We start from the raw sequence: 26153 nt of genomic DNA, 5'->3' as shown, positions 1-26153 counted from the left end.
CTGTCAGCCGTGTCGGTGGCGACCAAGGCCACGAGTACCGCAGCACCCGATCCTTGTGGAGGCTTTTGATTTCCACTGCGGCATGGTCGATGTATGGCATTAAAAAAGGCGCTCAAGAGCGCCTTTTTTTACTGCATGAGAACAACCAGAACCCGCATCGTGAATCAGTTCTAGGAAACTCGCGTGACTGACGTAACGTTGCTGACACTACGCAATGCCGGTGCAGTGGCCGGTTGATATTCCGGCACCCAGCGGCGCAGGTCGCGGCGGACTTCGTCGTCGCTTAACACGCGATGCTGCATAAGCCACGGCAACAATTTGTCCAGCAGATCATCCGACACTTCGCGCGCGCGTGCAGTCCGCAACTTGGGATGCGGCGTGCGAGTCGTCGTTTCGTCGCAAGCCAGCAGTTCTTCGTACAGCTTTTCGCCAGGCCGCAGACCAGTAAACACGATCCGGATCTGCTCCTCGCTAAAACCGTACAAGCGAATCAAATCGCGCGCCAGGTCGACGATCTTCACCGGCTCGCCCATGTCGAGGATAAAGATCTCGCCGCCATGGCCCATGCTCGACGCCTGCAGCACAAGCTGCGACGCTTCCGGGATGGTCATGAAGAAGCGCGTGATCTCGGGGTGCGTCACCGTGACGGGGCCGCCCTTCGCAATCTGCTGCTGGAACTTCGGAATGACACTGCCGGCGCTACCGAGTACGTTCCCGAACCGAACTGTCTCGAACTGTGTACGCGAGCTGGTTTGCTGCAAAGCCTGACACGCCATTTCCGCCAGACGTTTGCTCGCACCCATGACGTTGGTCGGATTGACTGCCTTGTCGGTCGAGATCAGCACGAAATGCTTCACATCGTGACGAATCGCCGCACGCCCCACGCGATAGGTGCCGAGCACGTTATTGCGCACGGCCTGCCATGCGTTCTGTTCTTCCATTAGCGGGACGTGTTTATACGCTGCCGCATGAAAGACGATGTGCGGCGTGTGACGCGACATCACCTCATCAAGCAGCAGTGAGTCTTTGGCATCACCGATGACCGGAATGACCGACACGCCTGGAAAACGCTCGTGCAACTCTTCGGTAAGCCGATAGATCGCGAATTCGGATAAGTCATAGGCAATGAGTTGAGCCGGCTGGAAGCGCAAGATCTGGCGGCACAATTCGGAGCCGATAGACCCGCCTGCGCCGGTGACCATGACTATCCTGTCATGCAGAAGTGCTTCTACATGGGGGGTATCGATATTGATAGGATCACGGCCCAGCAAATCTTCGAGGTCAATCTGCCGCACGCGCGATAGAAACGCCTGGCCTTGCGTGACGTCCGTTAGCGCCGGCAAGACGAGCGCCCGAACGCCGGCGCGCACACATAGCGTCGCTACGCGCCGCTGCACGTCCACCGAGGCGGAAGGAATGGCAATGATCGCGTATTCGGTCTTCAGCGTCTCAGCCAATTGCGGCAATTCGCTTATCGAACCGAGCACTTTGTAGCCATAGATCTCGCGTCCGTGCTTGGAAACGTCGTCGTCGAGCAGGCCAACCAGTCGCCATTCGCTCGAACGCGACAGTTCGCGGGCGAGACTGGCGCCTGCGTTGCCTGCGCCGAGCACGACGACCGGCTTACCCTGTGCAACGAGCCCACCGTACAGGTAGAACTCTTTGGATGCGCGATAGAGCGCACGCGAGCCACCCATGGCGAGGAACAGCAGAAGTGGAGAAACGACAAGCACGGAGCGCGGGATGATCGGGTGCGGCTGAACCATCACAGCGACCATCATCATCGCGAATGCGCCGGCCAGCACGGCCTTCGCGATGCGCATAAGGTCCGGCAGACTGGCGAAGACCCACATGCCTCTGTACAGGCCGAATACACGGAACATCAGTCCGTAGACAGGAAGAAGCCAGACAAGTGTCTTGACGGCGCCGGACCAGAATTCGACCGGCACATAACCGTTGAAACGAATCAGGTATGCGATCAGCCAGGCACCCGCCGCGGCGCACAGGTCGAACGCGAAGGCGCTAAAAGATAGCCACGAGGCTTTAAATCGAAGCATCCGTTTCACACCTCAGGTTGTTCGCAATGTGCCAAATTGAATCGACGCCAGCGAGAATCAATACCGATGCCAATCAAGACGAGTACGATCACCCAGGCCCCAACGCTACACCACTGAACGACCGGAGGCCAGCCCAAAGTCATCAAGGCAAGAATTGTGCCAGATACCATGACCAAATACCAGATCTTGGCTGTCTTCGCGTGCCCGAGTCCGTACTGGACCATGCGCTGATAATAATGTTCGCGGTGAGCCTGCCAGATCTTTTCCCCGCGCAACAGGCGCCGCAGCAGCGTGACCGAGGCGTCGCCGATAAACGGCGAGAACACCAGCGCTGGGAACCAGATAGGCCAAACCTGATCGCTCCATCCCAGATAGCCGAGTGCGCCGGCGAGGAAGCCCAGCGGGATCGAGCCCGCGTCGCCCATGAAGACTTTGGCCGGGTGAAAGTTGAACAGCAGGAATCCTGCCGCCGCACCGGCCACGGCCGCTGAGGCCAGCATGAGTTCGCGCGAGGCGTGCACGCTGATCATCGCCGCAATCGCGTATCCCGCGAAGCCGAACATGGCCATTCCACCGGCCAGGCCGTCCGCGCCGTCCATGAAGTTGTAAAGATTGACCAGCCATAACAGTAAAAACGACACGCCCAGCAACAGCCAAAGCGGCGCGGGGACCGGATGACCCCATACCAGCGCCATCACCGCGGCGAGATGGGCAGCGAACCTGACCCGCGCGGGCAGCCCGCGCCGATCGTCGATCTGGGATACCGCGGAGAGCAAACATGCACCGGCGGCGGCAAGCCACAGCGTCGGCGCGACAATCGCCATCGCCACCACCACGACCGGTACGATGCCCCATCCGCCGACACGCGGTGTGGGTCGCACGTGAAGCGAACGGTCGTTGGGAATATCGGTCGCGAGACGCCAAGCAACGCCGGTCTTCAGCAATGCAAACAGAATGAGCGCGCTTGCCGCGAACGATATGCAGGCCACCAACAGGGTCGCCGGTAGAGAGACTAGATTCATGATGCGTGGCCTCGATACGTCGATCGGTACCATTGGGCAGTCAGCGCCAGCCCTTCTTCAACGGAAAAGCGCGGCTGCCACTCCAGTTTCTCGCGAATATGCGACGAGTCGACACGCAGCGGTTCGACCAGTCGCTCGATCTGCGGCCGCCGCCCGGTCAGCCTGCCGGCGACGAGCAACCAGCTGGCCGGTATGGGCGGCAGCCAGACCGCTTTGTTCAGATGCCGCCCGAGCGCCTTTGCCAGTTCCGCCACGCTCAGATCGGCGCCGTCGGTGATATGAAAACACTCGCCCGCCGCACGCGGGTCGGTCGCGCACAGTATCAACGCGTCGGCAAGATTGTCGTTGTAGACGAGACTCCGGCGCGCCGAGATAGCGCCCAGCGGCAAGGGAACACCCTTCGCGATTGCGCTCATCAGTTGCAGGAAATTCGCACGGACTTCTGGACCATAAACCAGCGGCGGGCGGGCGATCACAATCTCGAGCCCGGCCTGTTGGCCGAAACGGATCAGCGCTTGCTCAGCCTCGAGCTTCGACATCCCATAGGGATCTTGCGGCAGTGGCGTATCGCCTTCGCGCAACGGACGGCCACTGTCCATTTCGGCTAGCGCCTTGATGCTGCTCACGAATACCATGCGCGTCGCGCGTGCGCGGTGAGCCGCCTCGGCAACCCTGAGCGCACCGGCCACGTTGACCTCACGGAACGCCGCCAACGCACCGGGCGCGCTCTCGCCCATGACATGCACGCGCGCGGCAAGATGAATCACGGCATCCGGCCTCAGGTCCGCGGGCCACGCGCACGAAGCCGCCTCGCCCACCACGCACTGCCTCACGCCGCCAGTTTCGCCCGCGCTGCGCCGGACGATAGCCGTGACCTCATGCCCGCGCGCCAACAGCGTCCTGACGACCGTGCGCCCGACGAAGCCATTCGCTCCCGTGACGGCAACATGGCTCACAGCCATCTCCATCCGAAGCGGTTGAAGAACCTCACCATCGACACGACGAACAGGCGCACGTGCAGCCAGCCCTTGCGCGACGCGCCGCCACCGTGGTGCAGGATGCGCACAGCGGGCAGATAGACGACGTCCGACACGTCGTGCGTGCGAAGCGACAGATCGTAGTCTTCAAAATAGAGGAAATAACGATCGTCGAAGCCATCGAGGCGCCGTAAGACATCCGTGCGAAACAGCATGAAGCAACCGCTGACGATGGGCGGATTGATCACCGTGTCCTGGTCGTTGACCTCGCCGCGCATCTCATAGCGCGACAGACGCCCAGCGAACGGAGCGCGCAGCTTCTCCGGGAAAAAACCTCGCACGAGCAGATCGAGCACCGTTGGAAAGCGGCGGCAGAGAAACTGCTGCTCGCCATGTTCGTCGCAGATGTATGGCGTGAGCAAGCCGTAGCCCGAGTGGGTATCGAGGAAGGCCAGCGCTTTCTCCAGCGCATCTGCTGCCAGTTCGACATCGGGATTGAGCACCAGGTGATAAGTGCTGTCGGCTTGCGCCAGCGCAAGGTTATGTCCCGCGCCGTAACCGACGTTGCCGTGTCCCGCAATCACGGTGCACGGTATATCGAGGCCTGCGAAGGCGCGGACGGTGGCGGTCATGTCAGGGGCGCCGCCGTTGTCGACCAGAAAGATGCTCGCGGACAAATCCGGGGCCGTACGCTGCAGCGCGGCCCAGCTCACGCGCAACGTCGCGAGCGTGCGCTCAAGCTGTGCGACATCCGGCCTGTACACCACCACGGAAATCGACAAATCGACGGCCTCTGCGCGCGGCCGCAGTGCCTCTTGCGCCGCGCCTGATTGCCGCATCACACCACTGACATTACTTCGCCCCAATTCGCCCCCATTTCGAAGTTTCGTAGTTTGAAGGAAAAAGCGGATTTTGGGCAGTCCGATTGCGATTTGTTACCAAGAGGAGGTTCGGGAAACACGGTGCGTGAGGCGCGGGCTGACGATTCGGCGGAATGCCCGCACCCGGCGGGCTGCGCAGGCCGTCAAGTCAACACCGCGCAAGTAAGCAAGTGGAAGACACCGATATTGCAGCACAGCCATTTAATATGGCACGCTCGAATTTTAATCGGATTATATATTTTAACAAATTCACCGATTTTTTATTCAGGAAAACCCAGAAAAACATTAAATCGTCCGATTAATACAAATTCTCCGCACGGAAGACAGCAGCAGACAATTGTGTCAGCCATATGCCGCCGGGGCCTGTAAGACACGGCAACAAAGAGGCAACATACGGTTACCAACTCAAGGCGTCAATTGCGAAACTCGCGTGGTATCTTTACTATACTGGGTCAACACGGAATGCGGCCGGCCCAACCAATTACACAGGGCGTTTGTCAAGTCAATCTTCCTCGTCGCGCCATTGTTCACAAAACTGTATTTTTTGTCGGCGTCCAGACGCCACTCGATTTTGTGGGCATCGAAAGTGCTGCTTCATCGACCGTTCGACGCTGCGAAGAGTTCGTACGAGCCCCGCACGTCTGCATCATCATTACTCCCCACCTCTACATGGGCAAACAGCGATTGAACTCAGAATTTAAGCGACTGGCCATTGAAATGGTAGCGCCGAAGGACGGCCCACTACCGCCGTTTATCGACGACGCCAGCCTCCAGCGCATCGCAACGCTTCTGCAAACGTCCCCCACTATCGCAGTGGTCGACTTGGGAGTGCATGCCACGCCGACCAGTCATCCGTCTTTTTCGCGCTTCGCCCAACTGGTTGGCAATATTCTGCGCGAACGTGGCGGACGCGTTGTCGTGTGGTGCGACACGACCACCGATTGCGAGATTCTGACGGCACTGACACCGTTGGCGTGCCCGGTCGTCACCATGGCGCTGCCGGGCTTCGACAGCACGGAAGTCAAGAACCTCAACAAGTGCGCCGGCTTTCTGACAGAAGACGACATCGGTGCGGACGACACCTACGCTCTTGGCGTGCCGCTCGCCGCCCGGCCGGATGCGCCGCCTCCCGTGCGTTCGGCGTCCGTTCACGGCGGCTGCCCGATCGTCGAACAGGGCTTCTGGTGCTTCGACACCGACGGCCGCGAGTTCGCCTGTCACCGGCTCCTGCAAAATCGAGAAGCGCTCGGCACTCCGTCTGCGGAAAATCCGGCCGGCGAGTCCGTCGACCAGCAACGGCACGCGTTGTGCCACACCCTGCGGCTCGATCAGCGCGATCAGGCAACGAAGTCTTGCGTCGGCTGCCACTTCTCGTATCAAGGCTGGGTGGATGATAACGATCTCAGAACCTTCTGGATCACCAAGGACGACCGCGGTGACATCACCGACCGCGCAGAACGCGAGCATCTGTTCGGCAAGGCCATCCCAACCGCGCAGCGCGTGGTGAGAGTCGATCTGGGTTGCGGGCCGATGAAACGTCCCGGGTTCATCGGCATCGACCGTTTTCCGCTGCCGGGCGTCGACATTACGGCGGACCTCAACAAGGGCATTCCGCTGCCGGAAGATTCTGTCGACTACCTGGTCGCGTCACATTCGCTCGAGCACTTCGACGATCTGCCGCACGTGATCCACGAAATTCACCGGGTCTGCAAAGACAGGGCGCTGGTGACCATCGTGGCGCCCTATTCGGCAACGGGACTCAACCTTGCCAATCCGTACCACGTCCAGGTATTCAACGAACACACGGCGCGCTTCTTCACGAACGCCGCCGAAACGGCGCTGCAGGTTGCCGACTACGACTTCCCCTCGGCGATCAATTGGGGGCTGGCTTCGTCGGACCACAGCAACTGGCTTGCCGATCTGCGCCTGCTGAAGTGCGAATTCTTCTACATGCCGGCTTACCGGGGCCTAGAAGAGCCCGCCAAGCGTGTGTTGCGGCACTCCCTGAACGACGTGTGCGAGCAAATGCTACTGCAGATGCTCGTCGTCAAGTCGCCGATCAGCGCAGCCGAGTTTGCCGAGCGTACGCAAACCACGGTCTATCAGGAGCCGCCGGTCCTCACGGCTCGCCGGGCTGAGGAAGCGAGGGTTGGCGAGGCGAACATGTTCACGGCGCTCGCCGAGCTGCCGAAGTCGGTGTCCGAATTGGGCGAGGTGGTGGCGCACTGGCGGCTGCAGATGGAAAGCATGGCGACCGACGCGCGTAGCGTGAATCACCAACTGCGGTCGCTACACACCGAACTCGTTGCGCTCAGCGAACGACTGGACCGCGTGGAGCGCGCAGTCGTCGGCACCCATCAGGCCATCGAGGCGGACGGAACGCTCATCGCCAAGCGCATTACAGCGGTCAATACCGAGCTCATCCGGCGCGATCAGCAGCAGCGCAGCAAATTCGAGGAACTGGAAAAGACGGTTGCACAACTGCAGCGTCATCTGGAAGAGCCGCGCATTGCGGCCGAGCAAGCCGCGCAAGCTGCTGCCCTTACCGCCGCAGCGCCAGAACCGGAACACGAGCCCGTGCCCCAGCCGGTGATCGAAACCGTGTTCGAAGAACCGCACCCGTTGCAGAAGCAGGCGGTTAATGCGGCTTTGTCTCGCGAAAGCGGCGGAGAGCCTTTGAGCCGCGCTATCCGGCTTTACCGTCGACGCGCGCAAAATCTCACCGGCCTGATTTCGCCGCGCTTCAATTCGTTGAAGCAATTTGGCGAGCGGCACGGGTGGATCACGCAAGGATTGCGGCTGCAGGAAAGCAATCTTTGGCGCAGCGGGCAGGAGTGGATTTATGATCTCCCGGTTGAGAGCGGATCGCTGGCGGGAATCCGGCTGGCCGTCACCGCGCAGTTCACGCCGTCGGCGCAGACACCCTTATTCGATTGTGCGGTATGGTCGGCCGACTCGAACAATATGCTTGCGGGTGCGAAACTCACACCGCGCGGCGACCTGTCAGTCGAGCCCGTCGAGATTTCCTTCACGCCGATCGACGTCGCTCGTGGCTTCGTCCGTATTCGCTTGATAGCCCTCCCGGCAGTCGAGGCGCTAGGCATCCGCACGATCGAATGGCGCGGCCTTAACGCGTTGCGGCAGGTCAAGAAAATTCACCTGTTCTGCGAACCGGTCTACCAGTAAATAAAAAAGGCGCCTCGAATATTGAAGGCGCCATTTTATTATCTGTCACGCAACGCGCATTTTCGTTGCCACGTAAGAGCGATCCCATCTCCGAGCGATACGCTCGGACGCCATCCCACGGTACGCGTCAAAAGCGAACAATCGATTGAGCTGCGTGCCACGCCTGAATACTGGTCGTTGGCCAATTCACAGCGGTGCCGCCCATCGGTGACCTGCTCGATAAGGCTCAGCACCTGGCGCAACGAATGGCTTTCAGACTGCCCGACGTTGTAGACCGAACTGGGCCGCCGGTTCGACTTCAACAAGGCCAGCACCGCATGCGCGACGTCGTCGACAAAAATGTAGTCGCGCTGCACATCCAGGCTGCCCCAAACCTGCGATGTCACACCACGAATCGCGTTGTCGAGAAAATGATCGATCACGCCTTGCGGCACGTGTCTTGGCCGCGCGTTTCCATAGGCGTTGGAGATGCGCAGGATATCGCTGCGAATATTGAAAACGTCGTTATAAAACTGCACCGTTTGTTCCGCCAGCGCTTTGCCCAGCGCGTAGGCCGACAAGGGATGCGTTGGACTCGATTCACTCGGCGCGTTGTCGCAGGATCCGTATATTGCGCCACCGGTTGACGGAAAAAAGAACCTTGCTTGCGGATTGCAGCGAACCAACGCATTCAATACGTTCGTGAGCGGTGGCAGCGAGGCTTCAAACTCAATCGCCGGGTTGTCCCCCGAGGTGGCCGGAACCGATGTACCCGCAAAATACAGCACAGTCTGAACGCCCTTCACCGCTTCATCCAGACCTTGCCCCGTCATAATGTTGCCACGGACGATCTCGTCCGGCCGGCGTGCAAGCGGAGTCGCCGGGCCGCCGTCCCGCACCAACACGCGCACCGTATATCCGTGCTCAGGTAAGATCGATGCGATTGCAGACCCGATCATGCCGGACGCTCCGATCAACAATACTGGCAGATGATCCGTCATATGGGTTCAGGTTCCTGCCAAGGCTTCCGCCGCCCTGACCTTGCGCGCCGCCGTCATGGCGAGTCCGCCGTCGCTGCCCTCGAAAAGCAGCGTAACTAGCGCATTGGACGCGGACTCGCGGACGTAATCCCGCGCAAGGATGGCTTGCGTCTCGCGGATCCGATCCGACCAGTGTGCGCGATCGTCGATCGCCCGCTTGAGCACCGCGGCGATGCCGTCCACCGACGCGTCGTGCGTCAGGTAGCCGGTCACGTTGTCCGTCAGGATTTCATCGATGCCGCCACTCAGCACGCCCGTGCCCACCAGGCCGCAGCGCAGCAGTTCGAGCAAGGTCTGCGGCAGACTCTCGTCTAGCGACGCGGACAGGATGATGTCGTTATTCTCGGCAATCTCGCTCAACTGCACGAGGCCACAACGGCGCACGCGCGTATCGAGATGCAGCTTTTCAATCTGTTCGTCGATCTGCCGCACGTAGCTATCGAGCATGGACAGTGCGTACCCATAGATATTCAGCTCGACGTCATAGCCTGCGTCGCGCAAAGCCGAAACGGCAAGCACTGCTTCCAGTTGACGCTTGCGCGGTTGTAGCGTCCCGCCAATCGCGATGCGCACAGGACCTGTCGCCCAACGCGGCTGCGTCCTCACCGGCGTCGCTGCCGCCTCATTGAGCGGTAGGGACGTGCGCACAACCCTGGACGGCACTTCGGAAATTCGCGCAAAATGACTGAGCGACCATTCGCAATCGGACAGGATTCCATCGACCCGGCCACGGAGATACGAGAGATCCGCGATATCGTACGCGGAGGGCTGGAACAGGGCCTGGTAGACCCGATACGAGCGCTGCGTGGCGTCCATCGCGAATACCGGCATGAAACCCGAACAGATCGCCACGCCGATTCCCCGTTCGCGGATGAACGTATCGAGCCGTTCGGTCTCCGCGTCCCGGCGCGCCTGATCGAAATGCAGGAACACAGCGCCGACCGTATAGGGTGCGCGTTTGACCGGCTTGAGCCCGTGGCGCTCCAGCCAATCGTTGATTTCGCTCAAGCCCGAATCCGCGCCGTATTTGTGCTCCTCGGGAACATAGACACGAACGTCTGCGCCAAGCAGCGACAGGTTCCGCGCGAGAGCGAGGCCGTAGACCTCGGACCCCGAGAACATTTCGCTGTTCAGAAAGACGGCCATGGTGCGAGCGCCGGTATTGCCGTGATGCATCGAGGCAATCCGCACGTAGTTGCGCATCCAGTCGCCGATGGCGCTGCACGCCTGCGGATCCACCTTCAGCGTGCGGCCGTTGGTCGCGACGATTTCGATTCCGTTACGCGCCGCGGTGGCCGAAATGCCGAAACGCTCGAACGCGGACAATTCGTCGTAGCTCGAAGCAGAAATGGCGATGCGGGTATCGTGGCGCACCTGCACGAGCGCGCTGAGCGACTCCCAGCTCGAGCGCAATACCTTCGCGTTGACGGCGCCCCCCGCAGGCGGACGATGATTCGGCGGCATGACCTGTTCCAGCGCGCCGGGAACGACGCCGTACGGCAGGCCGAACGTGGCATCCGCCTGAACGGGCGCCGCGGCGCCTTCACAGCCCCCCCACGAACCCTCCGGCAGGCGCGGCAACTCGATATGCGGACACGACGCGCCAAGGGTCTTGTAGGCGCTTGCGCTGCCCACCACCACCATCGACGCGGCTGCGATCTGCACGGCGACGCCGCGCTGCTGGCTAGTCATGGTGGCGTGCGGCTGAGCGAAGAACGCGTACCCTTCAAACGTCTTCGCGACATCCTTGTTTTGCAGGAAATCGCGTGGGTCCGCACCTTGCCTTTCGGCATGCTCGTCCGAACCCACGCCGGCGTCGGCCAGATAAATCACGGGCACGCCGGCGTCGCGAAATGCTTCGATCTGGTGAACCGTCCGGACGTAGCTTCCTTCGAACACCATCAACACGTCGATATCAGCCGGCTTGAACGCCGACAGATTCCATTCCGGCGTATTCAGGACGATTAGTGCGGGATCGTTTCTCAGTTCGTCGAGCCAGGTGCCGACCCACGCATTGACGACATTGCTGACAATCAATACACGGCGACGCTGCGGTCCTTCGGCTCTTTCGAACCAGGTGCTCGGCATCGCAAAAGATTGCCGATTCGTCAACGCCTTCGCCGGATCGGCGCTCAGGCGGCGGGCAAAGGGCTCGAAAAAGGTTTTGACGACCTCGAGCCATTCGCCGGAATTACGCAAATAGGGAAAGAATGGCGTGGGGTCCAGAACATCCACGTCAACGATCCGCTCCGGCGTCAGGGTCGCGCTTCGTTCGGCGAAATAACGCTCGTCCATCATGTAGCCGTAGACGGCCTTGACGTCCCACGCGACGGTGTTGCCAAGCGAGTTGGGCGAAACCAGCCCGTGCTCCACCGCGCTGACGGTATCGAGAAAAGCGAACTTGGCACCGAGCCGCAGTGCGCGCAGCCACAGGTCCCAGTCGCAAACGCGACGCAGCAGCAGATGCGGATCGTAAAGACCAAAGCGCTCGAAGAACGAACGACGCACGAGCACGCCGCCGTTCGGAATCGTGTTCAGGTTGCGCATCATCTCGATGGTTTGCGGCCAGCCACCGAGCATGAATCCATCGCCTTGCTTGGTCAGCATCTCGACGTTCGTAATGATCACGTCGGCATTACTGGTCTCGAGTTTGTGCCACGCTTTTTCGAGAAAATCGGGCGCGAAAACGTTGTCGTCGAATAAGAATGCGACTGCATCGCCACGCGCGCGCATGATGCCTTCGTTGGTTCGAACCCCCGGCAAGCCGCTATTCTTGTCGTGGCGGATATAGACGATCCGGTCGTCGCGCAACGCTGCGTCAGTCAGAACGGCTTGAGAGCCGTCCGTCGAACCGTCGTCGATAATAACGTGTTCGAAATCAGCGAACGACTGCATGGCGGCGGAATCCAGACAACGAAGCAGCAGCCCTTCCGCATTACGGCAATAGGTCGGCGTCACGACGCTGATTTTGGGCTTATAGCGTGAGCGTCCGGCGCTAATGACCTGCGCGTTCGCGATGATTTGAGAGACTTTCATATCGGTTACGTGATAGCTGGGATGCGACGTTAGCGGCTGGCACCGCTTCTGACCACCGCGCAGACCGAGCCGCTCAGCGCGCCGTTTCAAACGCAGGCTGGCAAATCGAGCACGCTAGCTGGAGCCGTGGGACGCCATTATGCTACTAGACAGCCCTCACGTTATTCCAAGATTGTGTCAACACGATCATGTTGCATTTTCTTGTTGTTTATGTGGCAAATGACCTTGTCAGTTTTACCTCGAACTACTCGCGATTCGGTGGAAACGCCCTCACGTGGGATTCCGATTCCCTCGTGTTTGAAAAAACCATCGCAACAGCCCAACCATCATGCATTGCAAGCGCCGCAACCGAGCGCCGATGACGCAAAGAAAAACACAATTGCGCCCGCGAATAGCATTGAAAGAGAAAACATCAACCGGGCGACATACGAGTGAAGTGCAAATAAGCGGCGTATTGCGGCACATGTTGTAAGCGGCGTCTGCGGCACATGTTGTAATCGCCTAGTGGCGAATGAACGCAGACCTCCCGCTTGCGACCGAACGATACCGCCACGATCTCGTCGCTCAACGAGTGTCAAACACGCGCCGCACACACCGAAGGGCGCGTATCCCCCCGCCTTGGCATGCAAACTAGGATCCGCGGCCAGCAGCGCTGGTCGATCATATCGGCGTCCTAAATACTGCCGCAATCGAGGGCTGGCACGTAGCGCGTGCCATTCAGGCTGGATCCTACGCGTTTCGAATTCGAAACATGCATTTGTTATACTCGTGAACGCACTTCCGTACCCATTTTTGAGAGACCCAAATGCTGGTCAAAGACCTTGTTCGCGACACGATCTGGATGCCTGGAACGGATTATGATCCGTCGCACAAGCCCAAAATTTCGGTCCTGCTCCCGACCTTCCGTCGCGGCAAGAGCGGCCTGTTCCGGCGCTGCGTCGATTCGATCCTCTCCCAGACGCTCGAAGACATCGAGTTGATCATCATCGACGATGCGAGCACGGACGGCACCGCAGACCAGATCGCCGAGTATCTCGCAAAAGACGGCCGCGTGAGCTGCCTGCGGCATCCGAAGAATATCGGCCTGCCGGCAATCTCGGAATACGAGGGGTACCTGAAGGCTAGAGCTGATCGCCTGTCGTTTGCTTTCGACGACACAATGTTTAACGAAGACGCTCTCGAAAAGCTCCTCAAGGAATCCGAGAAAGCGCCTCACGCGATGATCTACGGGCACGTCGAGATGTCGCTGCGCAACGAGGCGACTGGCGAGATCGTGACAACTCGTCTTGGCATCGCTCGCTCGCAGGGGATGCTGCGCATTGAGAATTTCATCCCGAATAACGGCGTGTTGCTGACGAAGGAAATCATCGAAGACGTCGGCTTCTACGACCCACACGTCGTCATCGCCCGACTATGCGATTGGGATCTCTGGTGCCGCATAGCTGAACGCTACGAAGTCAAAGCAGTCGATGTCGCGGTTGGTATCGAAGAAGGACCGATCACGAACGACAGCCTCGGACATACTTACGTACTTGACAGTTGGGCCGCCAATGAATGGATGCACACTACGCGCAACGAACGTTTGCATCCCGATCAGCTTGAAAACTACGAGGTATTTGCCCCGAACCCGGTGCATGGCGCGAGCACACAAAATGTCTCTCATGGCCTTTCCGTCAAGCATGCGACGGCGCGTAACTGGACATTGCCGGCTGATCCCAGCACAGCATCTGGAGACGGTTACATCCTCGTCGTCACCGCACACTACGATGCTTCGACGTATCTCTACTTCAATATGCTGCCACCGGAAGTCGCGAGGCGCGTCCGGATCATTTCAGTCAGCACCGGATACGGCGTCGAAGAACTCGCTCGCGCGAGCTGTGTGATCTTCGTCCGGCACATCAACCTATTTTCCGCGTGGATGGATGCCGCGCAGGTGATGAAAGTGCCGGTGTATTACTTCCTTGACGACAATCTTCCGTTGCTCGCAAAGTCCGGGGAACTGTCGGCCGGCAACGAAGACTATCGCCCGGATCAATACCGCAAAGATCTGGCGATGTTCGATGGCGTATTGCTGTCCAGCAGGAATCTCCTTGAGTACTTCGAGGATGAGATGCTGCACGACAGGCTGTTTTGTTTCCCAGTCTCTTACTACGATCAGCGTTCGATGTTCATCGACTATCACGAAGCAAAGCACCGAGACGAGTTGGTCATCGCATGCGCGACGGGCTCACATCGTGCGAAGGGACTCTGGGAAGTCGTGTTCCCCGCCATCCAGCGTTTGGTAAGCGAGGGTCGCGACGTTCATCTCATTGCTCCGGAACCGAGCGAGAGCGAATACAGGAACCTGACCAAGGGACTGCAGAAGAATTTCCGGATTACCCTTCTGCCGTTTGAGCCGGATTATCTGTTTGCGATGCGCCGATTCGCACGCTACTCGCCGGATTTTTTGCTTCACGCGCCAAGCGCCACGGTGAACAACGCCTACAAAACATTGCATCCGCTCATGTCGGCATTGATCATGAACGCGGTGCCTGTGTTGCCCGACACCAAGCCGTACGACCAAATCCTGGAATGCGACAATGCCGTCTTCGTGCACGATTCCACGAAGCCGGTCTCATGGTACAAGGCGCTCGTCGATGTGCTTAAAGATCAATCGTCACTTGATCAGATACGTCAGAAAAATTCGGAATACTGCGCGGCAAATTTTTCTGGCAAGCAGAACTCGGCCGTGCTCGACGGCATTCTCACGAAGTTCGATCGCGAGGCTTCATGGGAAACGCAGACCAACCGCCTTCACAAACTCGCCTCATGGTCCAGGCGAATTAATGGTGTAAGCGCCGGCAATGCATCTACCACGCCGGCAATCGAGCAGGCATGTGAACTCGCCAACTTCCGGCGCATCCACCGCTACTCGTGGCGTCACCGCATCATGTCGGCGAAAAGCAATCTCTGGAGTCTGATCTCGCCGCAGTTCGCGCGCCTGAAGTCATTCAGTGACGAACAAGGTTGGCGATTGAATGGATCGTCACTTGAGTTGAGTGATTCACTGCATAACATGCCGTTCCGGGAATACCGCATCTCGCCACCGGCCGGAAAGTTGTCGGGTCTGTATATTGCACTGACGGTGGACTTCATTAAGCAAGGTGAGGTCGGCGTCGAACTCGTCACTCCAGAAAACAATGTCAAGAACCACATCGCCATTGACATTCAGAAACTGGATCTGACGAGACCGATTCGCTTCGATTTCCAGGATATCAACGTAAAACCTGGTGAGACGTGGGGCATTCGTGTCTTTGCGAAATCCAAGGCACCAGTTTATGTATACGAGTTCATCAACCGGAAGTGGTTCGGAATGAGATTTTCCGAACCTACCCCCTTCATGGAACTTGTAACGGAGTGAGCTTCCCTCGGCTTTTCGCATTCCAACGGTTGCAGTTCTGCAGCCGCACCCTTGGTCTGCTGAGCCTTGACACCCGGTAACGGTGCGTGCCGGAATCGCGGCACGCACCGTTACTAATTCATCTTCCCGCTCCGTCCGCTCACGCCGTCAAGCAACCCTTTCCCCATGAGCTTCAAACGCTTACGTCTAGGCGCTACGAAAAAACCAAAGAACATAATCTGCGCCACCAATCGCACCGACAGAAAAGCACGCCATGCAAAACTCATGGGCACGTGGCGAAGCAATAAGAGCGTGTTGCGGGATGCGTAGTAGTCGCGAATGGGGGAATGCACAAACACCTCGCGCCGGCGTCCACTCCACACTTCGACCACCTCGTCGCCTAGTGAATGCGTCAACAACGCATCGCGGGCGGCATAGAACCTGTATCCTCGCGCCAACGCACGCAGACACCATTCTGTGTCGACGTGGTCTATAAACAAGCCATCGTTCATCCCACCCACATCGTTCATTACGTCAAGTCGCGTCAGTGTGCCGGACGAGATCAAAAAATCAACGGATAGTTCAGGCACATCACTTGGACATTTTTCACGGTTGAGCCAGAAGCGGCCTTCGCGCATGAAGCGAGCCGCCGTGCCGGTCCGCTTGTCCACCGTGACCGGCCCCACGCCGCCTACGCGCTCCCCGCGTTCCCGTATGCGAAAGTCGGCTTCAAACAGGCACTGCACCATATTGCCAGCAGGAATACTGTCGTGATCTAAAAACAGAACAAAGTGCGAATCTATTGCTTCGCCGCGCACATGTTCCCTGATCGTCTCAATGCCACGATTCTGAGCAGTCGCGATGCCAAGATTCTCACCAAGCGCCTTCAGGACGCAGCGGTGACGCGCAGCGAGTTGTTCGAGTCCATCCATCACGGCTTGCTTCGATCCGTTGTCGACGATCACTACCCGATCAACCTGCGGACAGATTGCCGCGAGAATTGTCTCAAAGGTCGCCAGATCGGGATTGAACGTGATTACGATAGCCGACACCGACGGGCGTTTCTGCGCCCGGCTGTCATTCACGTGTTGCGCGCTTGCAATCATTCGCTGCGCGCGCGGCTTCGACGCGCGACTTTCGCATGCAACCGTTTGCGGACCATCTGCGCACGCAGTAGTGTCAGGTTGAGGACGCGGCGCGCCCGGATGCTCGTGGTAAGTGCACGGGACGGCTTCTCGACCGGATTGCTGGTCGAGTATCGGGCCGCGAAATCGAACAGCAGGTCAGCCCATTGCCGCGCGACGACGCTTTGTGCATAGTTTTCGCGCACGTCCTGATAGGCTGCATCAGCGATCTGGCCGCGCAGCTTTGCATCCACCACCAGCCGCTTCAACGCACCGTACCAGGCGTCGACGCCGTGTTCGACAAGCAGTCCAGTCTTCCCGTCGACAACCGACTCCTTATACGGCGATGTATTGGTATAGATGCCGGCGATCTTCAACGCGCCATATTCACGATACTTGTTATTGGTCTTGTAGAGGTTCGACACGGAGCCGGTCATCGGCGCAAGCCCGATATCCAGCCCGCTCGACGCCTTGAGCGCAATAAATTCAGCGTAGTCATTGACGGTGGGCACGTACGTCACGCGCTCACGGCCAATCAGTTCAGGCGGACAGTACCCAAAGAAAACCATCGAAACATGCGAATACTCGGCGAGCAATCGATCGAACGCGGGGAAAATCTCAACGAAATCGGCGGCGCGCGACACGTTGCCGGCAAAGCCGATACGAACCTCGCCGGGCGCTTTGTCGTGCGGGGCAACTCGCTCGATTAACGAAAAATCGAATGGCGCATTCAAATGGACGACGTTAGCGCGTGGAAAGCGCTTCCTGATGTAGTCGCCCAACAGCACGGAATTCACGATGACCGCTTTGGCGCCCTCGACCGCTCGTGCGAGCGCCTTGCGCACCCTGGGATACTGGTAGTACTGGGCGAGCTTGGTATTGCCCGCCAGCTCCCAGAAGTTATCGTCGATATAGTACAAATACGGGACTCGGCGCGTCGCCATCCAATCGAGCATTGGTATCGCCGTGGGATCGCCCACGCGGCTCAGGATCACAGCCCCGCCATTCTCAAGCACATCTGGCGTGAAATATGGCAGCAGGTATTTTTCGACCGTCCCTTTGCTGCCGAGCGCCTCGCGAATCACCCGCTCAATGATGTGGTTGGTGGGAATGTCTCCTTCAATGATCAGCTTCACGTCGACCGACAAGGATTCGCCGCCCGGCTCCGGCTGGCCCAAATCGTTCGCTTCGCGACATGTCCCGGCCACGTCACCCGCCATGCGAGGGTGGTCGTTTGCGTCTCGTGGGTTCATAGGTGCAAGCAAGTCCATAAACGGGCACGCCGGGGCGTAGAACATATTGAAGCCGCGGCGATCGACCAGCTCGTACACATAAACCGGCATCGTCGAACGGCACCGGAGCCGGACGCGCAGCACTGCCACGCGAATTACGATAGCAATTCGCGCTTGTACCGATCGTTACTGGCCGCCTCTGTCCGTGTATTCCGACAACACTCGCTTGGCCGGACCATCCATCACCACTTCGCCCTTGCGCATCCAGATGACGCGCTCGCAAAAGGCCTCCAGCATGTCAAGACTATGACTGGAAAAGACCAGAATTTTTCCCTGCTCCATGAACTCATGCATCCTGCGCTTGGCCTTGTTGGCGAACTGCACGTCGCCGGCGCCCATGACCTCGTCCAGCAGCAGAATTTCCGGATTGATGGCGGTCGACACCGAGAAGGCCAGGCGGATGAACATGCCCGCCGAGTAGGTTTTGACCGGATAGTCCAGGAACTCGCCCAATTCGGAGAATTCACCGATCTGCTGAATGCGCTCTTCGACCTGGGCCGGCGTCAGGCCGAGCAACATGCCGCGGATCCGAATGTTGTCCCAGCCGGTTTGCGTCATTTCGAACCCGGTGGCGAGTTCGAACATGGCCGAAACATGGCCGCTGATCGTCGCCTCGCCGGAGGTCGGCGGATAGATCCCGGCCATCACCTTCAGAATCGTACTTTTGCCCGCGCCATTCAAGCCGATCAGGCCGACCCGCTCCCCATGCTCGATATCGAGCGTCACGCTCTTGAGCGCGTGAACGACCCGACGCTCCGTTTTTTCTTTCTTGCCGGATCGACGAAACGCGTTGAGCACCGTGGACTTGAGACTGTCCTGGCGCGCCGACACGTCAAACTTCACGCCCACGTTACGCAGGCTGATTCTCAAATCTTCGGTCATAACACGTATACAATCCGCTGCGACAGCTTTCTCACGACATACGTTGCGACCAAGCCCGCAACAACGCAGTAGCCCAGCGCGACATAGACCACTTCGGCTGGCGGAGCTTCGCTATTGAGCAGCGGATAGCGCAGGATCTCGATTAGGTAATACAGTGGATTGAACATGTAGACGAACGCCAACCCGCGATCTTTGAGCATCGTCACGGTGAAAATCACCGGCGTCAGATAGAACGCAATCTGGATCAGACTGCCAAGCAGGTGCGGCAGATCCCTGAAGCGAACGCCTATATGGGCGACGATCACCAGATGAAAGAAATTGATGGTCAAGAAAAGCAGGAAACACGGCAGAGCCCAGAGCGCACCCCACCCGATGTGGCGCTGATAGAGCGCCATAGCGGCGAAGAACACCAGCAGGCCCACAAAGAACACCACCGTAAAAGGTACGATCGCCCGGTACAGGTAAATGATCTTGGGAAACGGGAATTGCTTGATATAGCCCTCGGCGACGACAAACGCCGAGCAACCGTCCACCAGCGACGACGAGATGAACGTCCAGATCACGAGACCCAGCGTCAGAAACGGCAGGAACTCATTCATCGGTTGATGAAAGAGACGCCCGTAGATCACGCCGATCGCAGCGATGACCGCCCCTAGATTGATGAGAATCCACGCCGGGCCCAGCACCGAACTGCGGAAACGGCTCTTGACGTCCTGAAGTCCCATATGAACCCAGACCCGCCAAAGCTTGGCAGCGTTGACGAACTCCGTCAAAGACGGACGAGCGCTGGTACTGTTATACGTGATCATTGATGCTTCGCTCCATTGTGATCATGCCGTCGGCGCGCGAAACCTCGCTGAAACCAAGCTGCACGTACAGGCGGTGAGCACGCTCGTTGGTGTCCCGCACGAGCAGATACACCGATGCAAGTCCGAGCACTTCGCGTGCGAACCCCATCAGCGCCTCGATTCCCTGCCGCATCAATCCCTGCCCCTGGAATTCCGGTGCAACGACAAAGCGTCCGATCTCGGCTTTGCTCGTCCCGGCGTCGATCCCATAGATCGCCACCTGGCCGATACGCGAGTGCGTCGCCGCATCTTCGACGATGAAGACCAGATCATCCGCTTTATCGAGGTAACGCGTGAACCAGCCGGCGTGCTGCTCCCACTGCAACACGTCGGCGGTGCCGAACTGCTGACGCGCGCCGTCCCGGTTTCGCCACGCGAGCGTGGACGGCAAATCAGCCTCGGCGAGCAGCCTCAAGCGGAGGCTGGCCGCCGCAAACGGCGGATAGGCTTGCTTCATTGTGCAGCGTAGCGATTCACGAGGCTGGCGATCAGCTCGACGTCCTTGCGCGTGACGCCCATGTGCATCGGCAGCGACAGGATTTCATTGCTGGCTTGATGCGACTTCGGGCACTGGCCCTTGCCGTGGGCATACATGCGGTATTCGGTGTTATCGCGGTAGTGCACGCCCGGATAAACTTCGTGCTCGTTCAGCGCAAGCATCAGCTCGTCGCGATTCTTGACGCGAATCTGGAACAGATGGCGCGACGATTCGCAACCCTTGGTGATCGGCACGAGACGCACGTTGGCGTGACCGCCCAGCAGCTCTTCGTACCAGCTTGCCAATTGGCGGCGATACGAGTTGTCGTTGTCCAGATACTTGAGCTGCACGAGACCGATCGCGGCCATAATCGAGTTGCCGTGATACTTGAAGCCGACTTCCTCAACGTCGTACATCCACTTGTACGCGCCTTGCGAAGCCGTACGCGCATACGTGTCCTTGTTGATGCCGAGCCAGCTCATCTTGCGTGCGCGCGCATCGTCTTCCGCGTCGCGGAAGCAGATCATGCCCGAGTCAGCCGTAGGCAGGTTCTTGACTGCCTGGAAGCTGAACACCGTGACGTCCGCATCATGGCCGACGTGCTTGCCATGGAAGCGTGTGCCCGACATATGCGCCGCGTCGAGAATCAGCACGAGGCCGCGGTCGCGGCACAGCTTCAGCACGCGCTCATACTGGCCGACATTGCCGCCGACACCGACATAGATCACTGCGCGCGTACGGTCGGTAATACGCGCTTCGATGCTTTCCGGATCCAGACAGAGCGAGTCGTCGACGTCGGCGAACACCGGCGACAGTTGCGAGTAAAGAATCGCGTGATTCGACGACACGAAGGTCAGCGGCGTGGTGATGACTTCGTCGCCGTCGGCCCAGTTGTGCTTGGTCTTCAGCAGTTCAAATGCCAGGTGCAAGCCAACGGTGTTCGAGCTCAGAAAGTGCGCGTTCGGCAGGCCCGTGTAGGCCTTCCATGCTTCTTCGAACTGATTGGTCTTGAAACCGAGTCCAGTCCAGCCCTTCTCGAGGCATTCCTTGATCTCGTCGAGGCACTCTTGAATACGGAAATTGGGTACGAACAGCTGGATAGCCATAAAGGTCTCCTCGGGAGTCGGGCTAGTTAAATAATTCGGCGTCGGCGAGCGCAGGCGCTGCAGCGTCTTTTTTAGACAGCAGCGGCTCGCCCTCGAACGGCCATTCAATTCCAATCGCGGGATCGTTCCATCCCAGCGAGCGCTCGAATTCAGGCGCGTAATAATCGGTCGTTTTATACAGGAATTCCGCGAAATCTGACAGCACGACAAAGCCGTGAGCGAAACCTTCGGGAATCCACAATTGACGCTTGTTTTCGGCCGACAGTTCGACACCCACCCACTTGCCGAACCGCGGCGAGCTGCGGCGAATGTCGACCGCTACGTCGAACACGCGTCCGCCGACCACGCGCACCAGCTTGCCTTGCGGCTGGCTGATCTGATAGTGCAGGCCGCGCAACACGTTGCGCGCCGAACGCGAGTGATTGTCCTGCACGAACTCGCGCTCGATTCCGGTGGCCTGTGCAAAGGCCTTGGCGTTGAAACTCTCGTAAAAGAAGCCACGGTCGTCGCCAAACACCTTCGGTTCGAGAATGACGACTTCCGGCAGCGCGGTCGGAATAGCAGTCAGATTCATGCAACAGACTCCTGAAGAATGCGGTGCAAATAGGCCCCGTAGCCGTTCTTGGCGAGCGGCTTGGCCAGCGCTTCGAGATCTTCCGCGGAGATCCAGTGATTGCGGAACGCAATCTCTTCGGGGCACGCGACCATGAGGCCCTGGCGCTTTTGCAGCGTGGCGATAAACACGGCGGCATCCTGCAGTGAATCGTGCGTGCCCGTATCGAGCCAGGCGTAGCCGCGGCCCATGATCTCGACGTTCAAACGGCCGTTACGCAGGTAGTGCAGATTGACGTCGGTGATTTCGAGCTCACCACGCGCCGACGGACGAATGCCCACCGCGATATCGCACACGTCGTTGTCGTAGAAATACAAACCGGTCACCGCGTAGCTGGAACGGGGCGACTTGGGCTTTTCCTCGAGCGAGACCGCGCGGAAGTCCTTGTCGAACTCGACTACGCCGTAACGCTCCGGGTCATGCACGTGGTAGGCAAAGACGGTCGCGCCCTGCTCCTGCGAGGTGGCATGCTGCAACTGCCCCAGCAGATCGTGGCCGTGGAAAATGTTGTCACCGAGAATCAGCGCCGACGGGTCATTGCCCACGAAATCGCGGCCGATAATGAAAGCCTGCGCGAGGCCGTCCGGCGAGGGCTGCACCGCATACTGCAGGTTCAAGCCCCAACGCGCGCCATCGCCCAGCAGTTCCTCGAACCGCGGCGTATCCTGCGGCGTGGAAATAATGAGGATGTCGCGAATTCCGGCAAGCATCAGCGTGCTGAGCGGATAGTAGATCATCGGCTTGTCGTACACCGGCAGCAACTGCTTCGACACCGAACGCGTAATGGGATAAAGGCGGGTGCCAGAACCACCTGCCAGGATGATGCCCTTTCGTTTCATGATGGATCCTTCAGGTATGCGATGGAGGCACAATCAGCCGAGCAACCGGCGTCCCTCGACAAACTCGGCAAGCACGCGATCCACGCCTTCGCGCCAATCGGGGAGGTCGATATTCAAGGCCGCGCGCAGTTTCGACGTATCCAGCCGCGAATTGGCGGGACGCGCGGCCGCGCTGCCATACTCGGCGGCTGCGATCGGCAGAATGTCTTCCGGCTTGACCGCTAGCGGAACGCCGGCAGCGGCGAGCGTTTCGACAATATGGCGCGCGTACCCGTGCCAGTTGGTTTCACCCTGAGCGGTAAGGTGGTACACGCCGCTTGGCATGGGCGAAGCGCCGTTCAGATACCGGTGCACAGCGAGCGCCGTCACATCCGCCAGCAGCGATACGGGCGTCGGCGCGCCTACCTGGTCTGCGACCACGGACAACGACGTGCGGCTACGCGCGGCACGTGCAATCGACTTGAGGAAGTTGCCGCCCTGCAAGCCGAAGACCCAGCTAGTCCGGAAAATCCAGTGCGCCGCGTCCACATTCTGTACCGCAATCTCGCCGTCGAGCTTCGAACGGCCATACACGGACAACGGCGCAGTCGCGTCGTCTTCCAGGTACGGGCTCGCCTTGGCTCCGTCGAATACGTAATCTGTCGAGTAGTGAACCATCAAGCCGCCGAGCGCCTTGGCCTCGGCCGCCAGCAGCCCCGGCGCCGCCGCATTGACGGCGTGCGCGAGCTCAGGCGACGTTTCCGCCGCATCGACGGCGGTGTAACCACCGGCGTTGACGATGACTTGCGGCTTGACGGAACGCACCGTTGCCACGATCTGTTCCGCGGATGCCAGGTCGCAGGTGTCGCGCCCAACAGCAACGAGACGACCGACCAGCGATAGGCTCCGGCACAATTCCACCCCCAGTTGCCCATGGGCGCCAACTACGAGAATCGCGCCAGTCTCGCCATCAGGCCGCGACTCAAGGTCACGCATAGTGCTGGCCTACCCATTTGCGGTACTCACCCGACGTGACGTCGTTCACCCACGGCTGGTTATCCAAATACCACTGCACCGTCTTCTTGAGACCGGTCTCGAACGTCTCGGCAGGGCGCCAGCCAAGTTCGCGCTCAAGCTTGCGCGCATCGATCGCATAGCGGCGATCGTGACCAGGGCGATCCTTGATAAAGGTCATCTGGTCACGATAAGAGCCTTCAGCCTTAGGCTTGAGTTCGTCGAGCAGATCGCACAGCGTGTGGACGACCTCGAGATTCGTCTTCTCGTTCCAGCCCCCCACGTTGTACGTTTCACCGGGCGTACCGCGCTCGAGCACTTGACGAATCGCCGAGCAGTGATCGGTCACATACAACCAATCGCGCACGTTCTGCCCGTCGCCATAGATCGGCAACGTTTTGCCCGCGAGCGCGTTGGTAATCATCAACGGAATCAGTTTTTCCGGGAAGTGATATGGACCGTAGTTGTTCGAGCAGTTTGTAGTCAGCGTGGGCAGACCGTACGTATGGTGGTAAGCCCGAACGAGGTGATCGGACGCTGCCTTGGTTGCCGAATACGGGCTATTGGGCGCGTAAGGCGTTGTTTCGGAAAACTGCGGATCTTGAGGCCCGAGCGATCCGAATACTTCGTCGGTCGAAACAGCCAGCATGCGGAACGCCGATTTCTCGGCAACTGGCAACGCCCCCCAGTAAGCCCGAACTGCTTCGAGCAGCGTAAAGGTGCCAACGACATTTGTCTGCACAAAGTCAGCCGGGCCGTCGATCGACCGATCTACATGACTCTCCGCTGCGAAGTGCACGACGGCACGCGGTTTGTGTTCAGCCAGCAACGAGTCGAGTGCGGCGCGATCGCAGATATCGACCCGGGCAAATATATGCTTCTCGCTCCCTTGAAGGGACTTGAGCGTAGCCAGATTGCCCGCGTACGTGAGCTTGTCCACGTTGAGCACAGGTTCGTTGCATACACTCAGCCAATCCAGCACGAAATTCGCGCCGATGAAGCCGGCGCCGCCCGTTACGAGAATCATACAAATCCTTAAGGTGTATTCGTGCGCCGCAGTATAAGCAGCGCGCCCCGCCCCTTTGTCGCTGCCGCTCGCAGCAGCAGCCGACGCTCTTTTTTGCGGATCCGCGCTCAACCCGACATAGACCGGGGGCGGATGTGTTTTTCAGCAATCGAGCCAAAACACACCACAGCGGGGCGGTTTTTGACGCTTGGGGAGCGGAGATTATATGACACCCAGCCCCCAAAACAACGCTCGTATACAACTTGATACATCGAGTGGGAAGCAAAAGTTTGCGTTAAAGCACGAAGCTCGCCCCATCGGCAATTTGCCAGCACGACCGGCAAAATATGCAACTGCCAGCGCGCTTTAAGGCAACATTTACCTGAGACTCATTCGTTGATCACCGACCGCCGCAAACAGACTGAAATAATTTCGTAATTTTTATCGTCAAATGCAGCATGTTCGCACACGATTTCAACAGACACGAGCTTACGCCGCCAACATCCACCGCAACGTATCCATGAACGGAATCGCCTCGACCTTCGGCACCAGCGAGCGCAGCTTGGCCGGCGACCCTGCCAGCATCTTCACGTCGGTTTGTCGCACGAAAGCGGGATTGATCCGGACTTCGAGTTCATGCCCGGTCAGATCGCTCGCGGCCGAGAGAATCTCCCGCAGCGTATAAGGCGTGCCGGTACAGACATTAACCGTCTCCGAGGCAGCGGCCTCCGACTCAAGCAAAGCCTCATAAGCTCTCGCCACATACCGCACGTCCGAAAAATCGCGCGCTACGTCGATATTGCCGAGCTCAATAGCCGGCTCACGCCGCGCAAAATGCTCGACGATCTTCGGCACCAGGAAATTCGAAGCCTGCCCGCGGCCGGTGTAATTGAACGGCCGCACGATCAGAATCGGCAGCCGGTCGAACCAGGTCCGCACCATGGTTTCCATCGCCGCCTTGCTGGCGGCATAGTGGTTCACCGGCGTGACCGGAAAGGTTTCGTCGATGGCGTCGCTCGTGACATTGCCGTAAACATTCGCGCTGCTGGCGATCAGCAGCTTGCGAGGCGTATGGCCGACGGCCGCACAGGCCTCCAGCAGATTCAGCGTGCCAATCACGTTGACGCGGTAAAAGTCGAGCGGATCGTTATGGCCCACAAAGCTGATCGCCGCCAGATGCACGATGTAGTCGGGCCGCACCGCTTCGATCACGCGCCGGCATGCGTCGGGCGACGTAATGTCGAGCCGCAGCCGCGTCGGCGTTTCAGGCTCGTCGCGCCCGCCCACCGTTTCGATCACGGTATGGCCGCGGCCGAGCAGATTGTCGACCAGATAGCGGCCAGTGAAGCCGCTCGCCCCGGTGACGAGCGTGCGGATAGGTTGCTTCGCATGAAAAGACGACATGCTTTCTCCGT

General features: G+C 59.1%; 19 protein-coding genes. 2 read left to right on the top strand and 17 right to left on the bottom strand.

From position 1 onward, the window contains the following. Nucleotides 1-170 precede the first annotated feature (170 nt). Genes KHO23_RS02440 through KHO23_RS02425 form a run of 4 tightly spaced genes read right to left on the bottom strand, consistent with a single transcriptional unit; the run spans nt 171 to nt 4895 of the window. Nucleotides 171-2057 carry a polysaccharide biosynthesis protein gene (locus KHO23_RS02440; protein ID WP_211609374.1) on the bottom strand — a complete coding sequence of 629 codons (1887 nt, stop codon included), beginning with the start codon at nt 2055-2057 and terminating at the stop codon, nt 171-173. A 5-nt stretch (nt 2058-2062) separates the two neighbouring features. Continuing rightward, nucleotides 2063-3079, bottom strand: coding sequence for an MraY family glycosyltransferase (locus tag KHO23_RS02435; RefSeq protein ID WP_211609373.1), 1017 nt, complete (start codon nt 3077-3079; stop codon nt 2063-2065). Next, nucleotides 3076-4041, bottom strand: a complete 966-nt coding sequence (locus KHO23_RS02430; RefSeq protein WP_211609372.1) for an NAD-dependent epimerase/dehydratase family protein — start codon at nt 4039-4041, stop codon at nt 3076-3078. The genes KHO23_RS02435 and KHO23_RS02430 overlap by 4 nt, the downstream gene beginning before the upstream one ends. Further along, on the bottom strand, nt 4032-4895 hold the full coding sequence (locus KHO23_RS02425; RefSeq protein WP_211609824.1) for a glycosyltransferase: 864 nt from the start codon (nt 4893-4895) through the stop codon (nt 4032-4034). Before KHO23_RS02425 ends, KHO23_RS02430 begins: the two co-directional genes overlap by 10 nt. A gap of 759 nt (nt 4896-5654) precedes the next feature. On the opposite strand from KHO23_RS02425, the gene KHO23_RS02420 reads away from it, so the two are divergent. Beyond that, nucleotides 5655-8123, top strand: a complete 2469-nt coding sequence (locus KHO23_RS02420; protein ID WP_211609371.1) for a methyltransferase domain-containing protein — start codon at nt 5655-5657, stop codon at nt 8121-8123. Nucleotides 8124-8161: 38 nt separating this feature from the next. Here KHO23_RS02420 and KHO23_RS02415 read toward each other — a convergent pair whose 3' ends face one another. Together KHO23_RS02415 and KHO23_RS02410 are read right to left on the bottom strand one after the other, a co-directional pair. Further along, on the bottom strand, nt 8162-9103 hold the full coding sequence (locus tag KHO23_RS02415) for an NAD-dependent epimerase/dehydratase family protein (RefSeq protein WP_211609370.1): 942 nt from the start codon (nt 9101-9103) through the stop codon (nt 8162-8164). A 6-nt stretch (nt 9104-9109) separates the two neighbouring features. Continuing rightward, complete coding sequence (locus tag KHO23_RS02410; RefSeq protein ID WP_211609369.1) at nt 9110-12178, bottom strand: glycosyltransferase; 3069 nt, start codon at nt 12176-12178, stop codon at nt 9110-9112. Nucleotides 12179-12983: 805 nt separating this feature from the next. On the opposite strand from KHO23_RS02410, the gene KHO23_RS02405 reads away from it, so the two are divergent. After that, nucleotides 12984-15578 carry a glycosyltransferase gene (locus tag KHO23_RS02405; protein WP_211609368.1) on the top strand — a complete coding sequence of 865 codons (2595 nt, stop codon included), beginning with the start codon at nt 12984-12986 and terminating at the stop codon, nt 15576-15578. A gap of 113 nt (nt 15579-15691) precedes the next feature. Here the strand turns inward: KHO23_RS02405 and KHO23_RS02400 are convergent, their stop codons facing one another. The 11 genes from KHO23_RS02400 to KHO23_RS02350 form a co-directional block, all read right to left on the bottom strand. Next, nucleotides 15692-16663: a glycosyltransferase family 2 protein gene (locus KHO23_RS02400; RefSeq protein ID WP_211609367.1), complete on the bottom strand. Its 972-nt coding sequence runs from the start codon at nt 16661-16663 to the stop codon at nt 15692-15694. Then, complete coding sequence (locus KHO23_RS02395; RefSeq protein WP_211609366.1) at nt 16660-17934, bottom strand: glycosyltransferase family protein; 1275 nt, start codon at nt 17932-17934, stop codon at nt 16660-16662. The genes KHO23_RS02400 and KHO23_RS02395 overlap by 4 nt, the downstream gene beginning before the upstream one ends. 165 nt (nt 17935-18099) lie before the next feature. Further along, complete coding sequence (locus tag KHO23_RS02390; protein WP_211609365.1) at nt 18100-18855, bottom strand: ABC transporter ATP-binding protein; 756 nt, start codon at nt 18853-18855, stop codon at nt 18100-18102. Continuing rightward, the gene (locus KHO23_RS02385; protein ID WP_211609364.1) at nt 18852-19664 is read right to left on the bottom strand and encodes an ABC transporter permease; all 813 of its coding nucleotides are present in this window, start codon (nt 19662-19664) and stop codon (nt 18852-18854) included. Before KHO23_RS02385 ends, KHO23_RS02390 begins: the two co-directional genes overlap by 4 nt. Beyond that, on the bottom strand, nt 19651-20160 hold the full coding sequence (locus tag KHO23_RS02380) for a GNAT family N-acetyltransferase (RefSeq protein WP_211609363.1): 510 nt from the start codon (nt 20158-20160) through the stop codon (nt 19651-19653). The genes KHO23_RS02385 and KHO23_RS02380 overlap by 14 nt, the downstream gene beginning before the upstream one ends. Next, entirely contained in the window at nt 20157-21287 is a 1131-nt protein-coding gene (locus KHO23_RS02375; RefSeq protein WP_211609362.1) for a DegT/DnrJ/EryC1/StrS family aminotransferase, read from the bottom strand. Before KHO23_RS02375 ends, KHO23_RS02380 begins: the two co-directional genes overlap by 4 nt. A gap of 22 nt (nt 21288-21309) precedes the next feature. Then, nucleotides 21310-21861 (bottom strand): dTDP-4-dehydrorhamnose 3,5-epimerase, encoded by a 552-nt coding sequence (gene rfbC / locus KHO23_RS02370; RefSeq protein WP_211609361.1) that lies wholly within the window; start codon nt 21859-21861, stop codon nt 21310-21312. Continuing rightward, the gene (gene rfbA / locus KHO23_RS02365; RefSeq protein ID WP_211609360.1) at nt 21858-22739 is read right to left on the bottom strand and encodes a glucose-1-phosphate thymidylyltransferase RfbA; all 882 of its coding nucleotides are present in this window, start codon (nt 22737-22739) and stop codon (nt 21858-21860) included. The genes rfbC and rfbA overlap by 4 nt, the downstream gene beginning before the upstream one ends. Before the next feature lie 33 nt (nt 22740-22772). Continuing rightward, on the bottom strand, nt 22773-23714 hold the full coding sequence (gene rfbD / locus KHO23_RS02360) for a dTDP-4-dehydrorhamnose reductase (protein ID WP_211609359.1): 942 nt from the start codon (nt 23712-23714) through the stop codon (nt 22773-22775). After that, the gene (rfbB, locus tag KHO23_RS02355) at nt 23707-24759 is read right to left on the bottom strand and encodes a dTDP-glucose 4,6-dehydratase (RefSeq protein ID WP_211609358.1); all 1053 of its coding nucleotides are present in this window, start codon (nt 24757-24759) and stop codon (nt 23707-23709) included. Before rfbB ends, rfbD begins: the two co-directional genes overlap by 8 nt. Before the next feature lie 468 nt (nt 24760-25227). After that, a complete protein-coding gene (locus tag KHO23_RS02350; RefSeq protein WP_211609357.1) occupies nt 25228-26142 on the bottom strand; it encodes a GDP-mannose 4,6-dehydratase in 915 nt (304 codons plus the stop codon). Between the last annotated feature and the right edge of the window lie 11 nt (nt 26143-26153).

Source organism: Paraburkholderia haematera, assembly GCF_905220975.1.
In the GTDB taxonomy this organism is placed as follows: domain Bacteria; phylum Pseudomonadota; class Gammaproteobacteria; order Burkholderiales; family Burkholderiaceae; genus Paraburkholderia; species Paraburkholderia haematera.
This window is presented reverse-complemented; position numbering and strand designations above follow the sequence as displayed.

What these genes read in the sequence shown, in the direction of transcription:
- KHO23_RS02440 (WP_211609374.1), bottom strand. Translation starts at nt 2,057, where the DNA reads ATGCTTCGATTTAAAGCCTCGTGGCTATCTTTTAGCGCCTTCGCGTTC.
- KHO23_RS02435 (WP_211609373.1), bottom strand. Translation starts at nt 3,079, where the DNA reads ATGAATCTAGTCTCTCTACCGGCGACCCTGTTGGTGGCCTGCATATCG.
- KHO23_RS02430 (WP_211609372.1), bottom strand. Translation starts at nt 4,041, where the DNA reads ATGGCTGTGAGCCATGTTGCCGTCACGGGAGCGAATGGCTTCGTCGGG.
- KHO23_RS02425 (WP_211609824.1), bottom strand. Translation starts at nt 4,895, where the DNA reads ATGCGGCAATCAGGCGCGGCGCAAGAGGCACTGCGGCCGCGCGCAGAG.
- KHO23_RS02420 (WP_211609371.1), top strand. Translation starts at nt 5,655, where the DNA reads ATGGTAGCGCCGAAGGACGGCCCACTACCGCCGTTTATCGACGACGCC.
- KHO23_RS02415 (WP_211609370.1), bottom strand. Translation starts at nt 9,103, where the DNA reads ATGACGGATCATCTGCCAGTATTGTTGATCGGAGCGTCCGGCATGATC.
- KHO23_RS02410 (WP_211609369.1), bottom strand. Translation starts at nt 12,178, where the DNA reads ATGAAAGTCTCTCAAATCATCGCGAACGCGCAGGTCATTAGCGCCGGA.
- KHO23_RS02405 (WP_211609368.1), top strand. Translation starts at nt 12,984, where the DNA reads ATGCTGGTCAAAGACCTTGTTCGCGACACGATCTGGATGCCTGGAACG.
- KHO23_RS02400 (WP_211609367.1), bottom strand. Translation starts at nt 16,663, where the DNA reads ATGATTGCAAGCGCGCAACACGTGAATGACAGCCGGGCGCAGAAACGC.
- KHO23_RS02395 (WP_211609366.1), bottom strand. Translation starts at nt 17,934, where the DNA reads ATGAACCCACGAGACGCAAACGACCACCCTCGCATGGCGGGTGACGTG.
- KHO23_RS02390 (WP_211609365.1), bottom strand. Translation starts at nt 18,855, where the DNA reads ATGACCGAAGATTTGAGAATCAGCCTGCGTAACGTGGGCGTGAAGTTT.
- KHO23_RS02385 (WP_211609364.1), bottom strand. Translation starts at nt 19,664, where the DNA reads ATGATCACGTATAACAGTACCAGCGCTCGTCCGTCTTTGACGGAGTTC.
- KHO23_RS02380 (WP_211609363.1), bottom strand. Translation starts at nt 20,160, where the DNA reads ATGAAGCAAGCCTATCCGCCGTTTGCGGCGGCCAGCCTCCGCTTGAGG.
- KHO23_RS02375 (WP_211609362.1), bottom strand. Translation starts at nt 21,287, where the DNA reads ATGGCTATCCAGCTGTTCGTACCCAATTTCCGTATTCAAGAGTGCCTC.
- rfbC (WP_211609361.1), bottom strand. Translation starts at nt 21,861, where the DNA reads ATGAATCTGACTGCTATTCCGACCGCGCTGCCGGAAGTCGTCATTCTC.
- rfbA (WP_211609360.1), bottom strand. Translation starts at nt 22,739, where the DNA reads ATGAAACGAAAGGGCATCATCCTGGCAGGTGGTTCTGGCACCCGCCTT.
- rfbD (WP_211609359.1), bottom strand. Translation starts at nt 23,714, where the DNA reads ATGCGTGACCTTGAGTCGCGGCCTGATGGCGAGACTGGCGCGATTCTC.
- rfbB (WP_211609358.1), bottom strand. Translation starts at nt 24,759, where the DNA reads ATGATTCTCGTAACGGGCGGCGCCGGCTTCATCGGCGCGAATTTCGTG.
- KHO23_RS02350 (WP_211609357.1), bottom strand. Translation starts at nt 26,142, where the DNA reads ATGTCGTCTTTTCATGCGAAGCAACCTATCCGCACGCTCGTCACCGGG.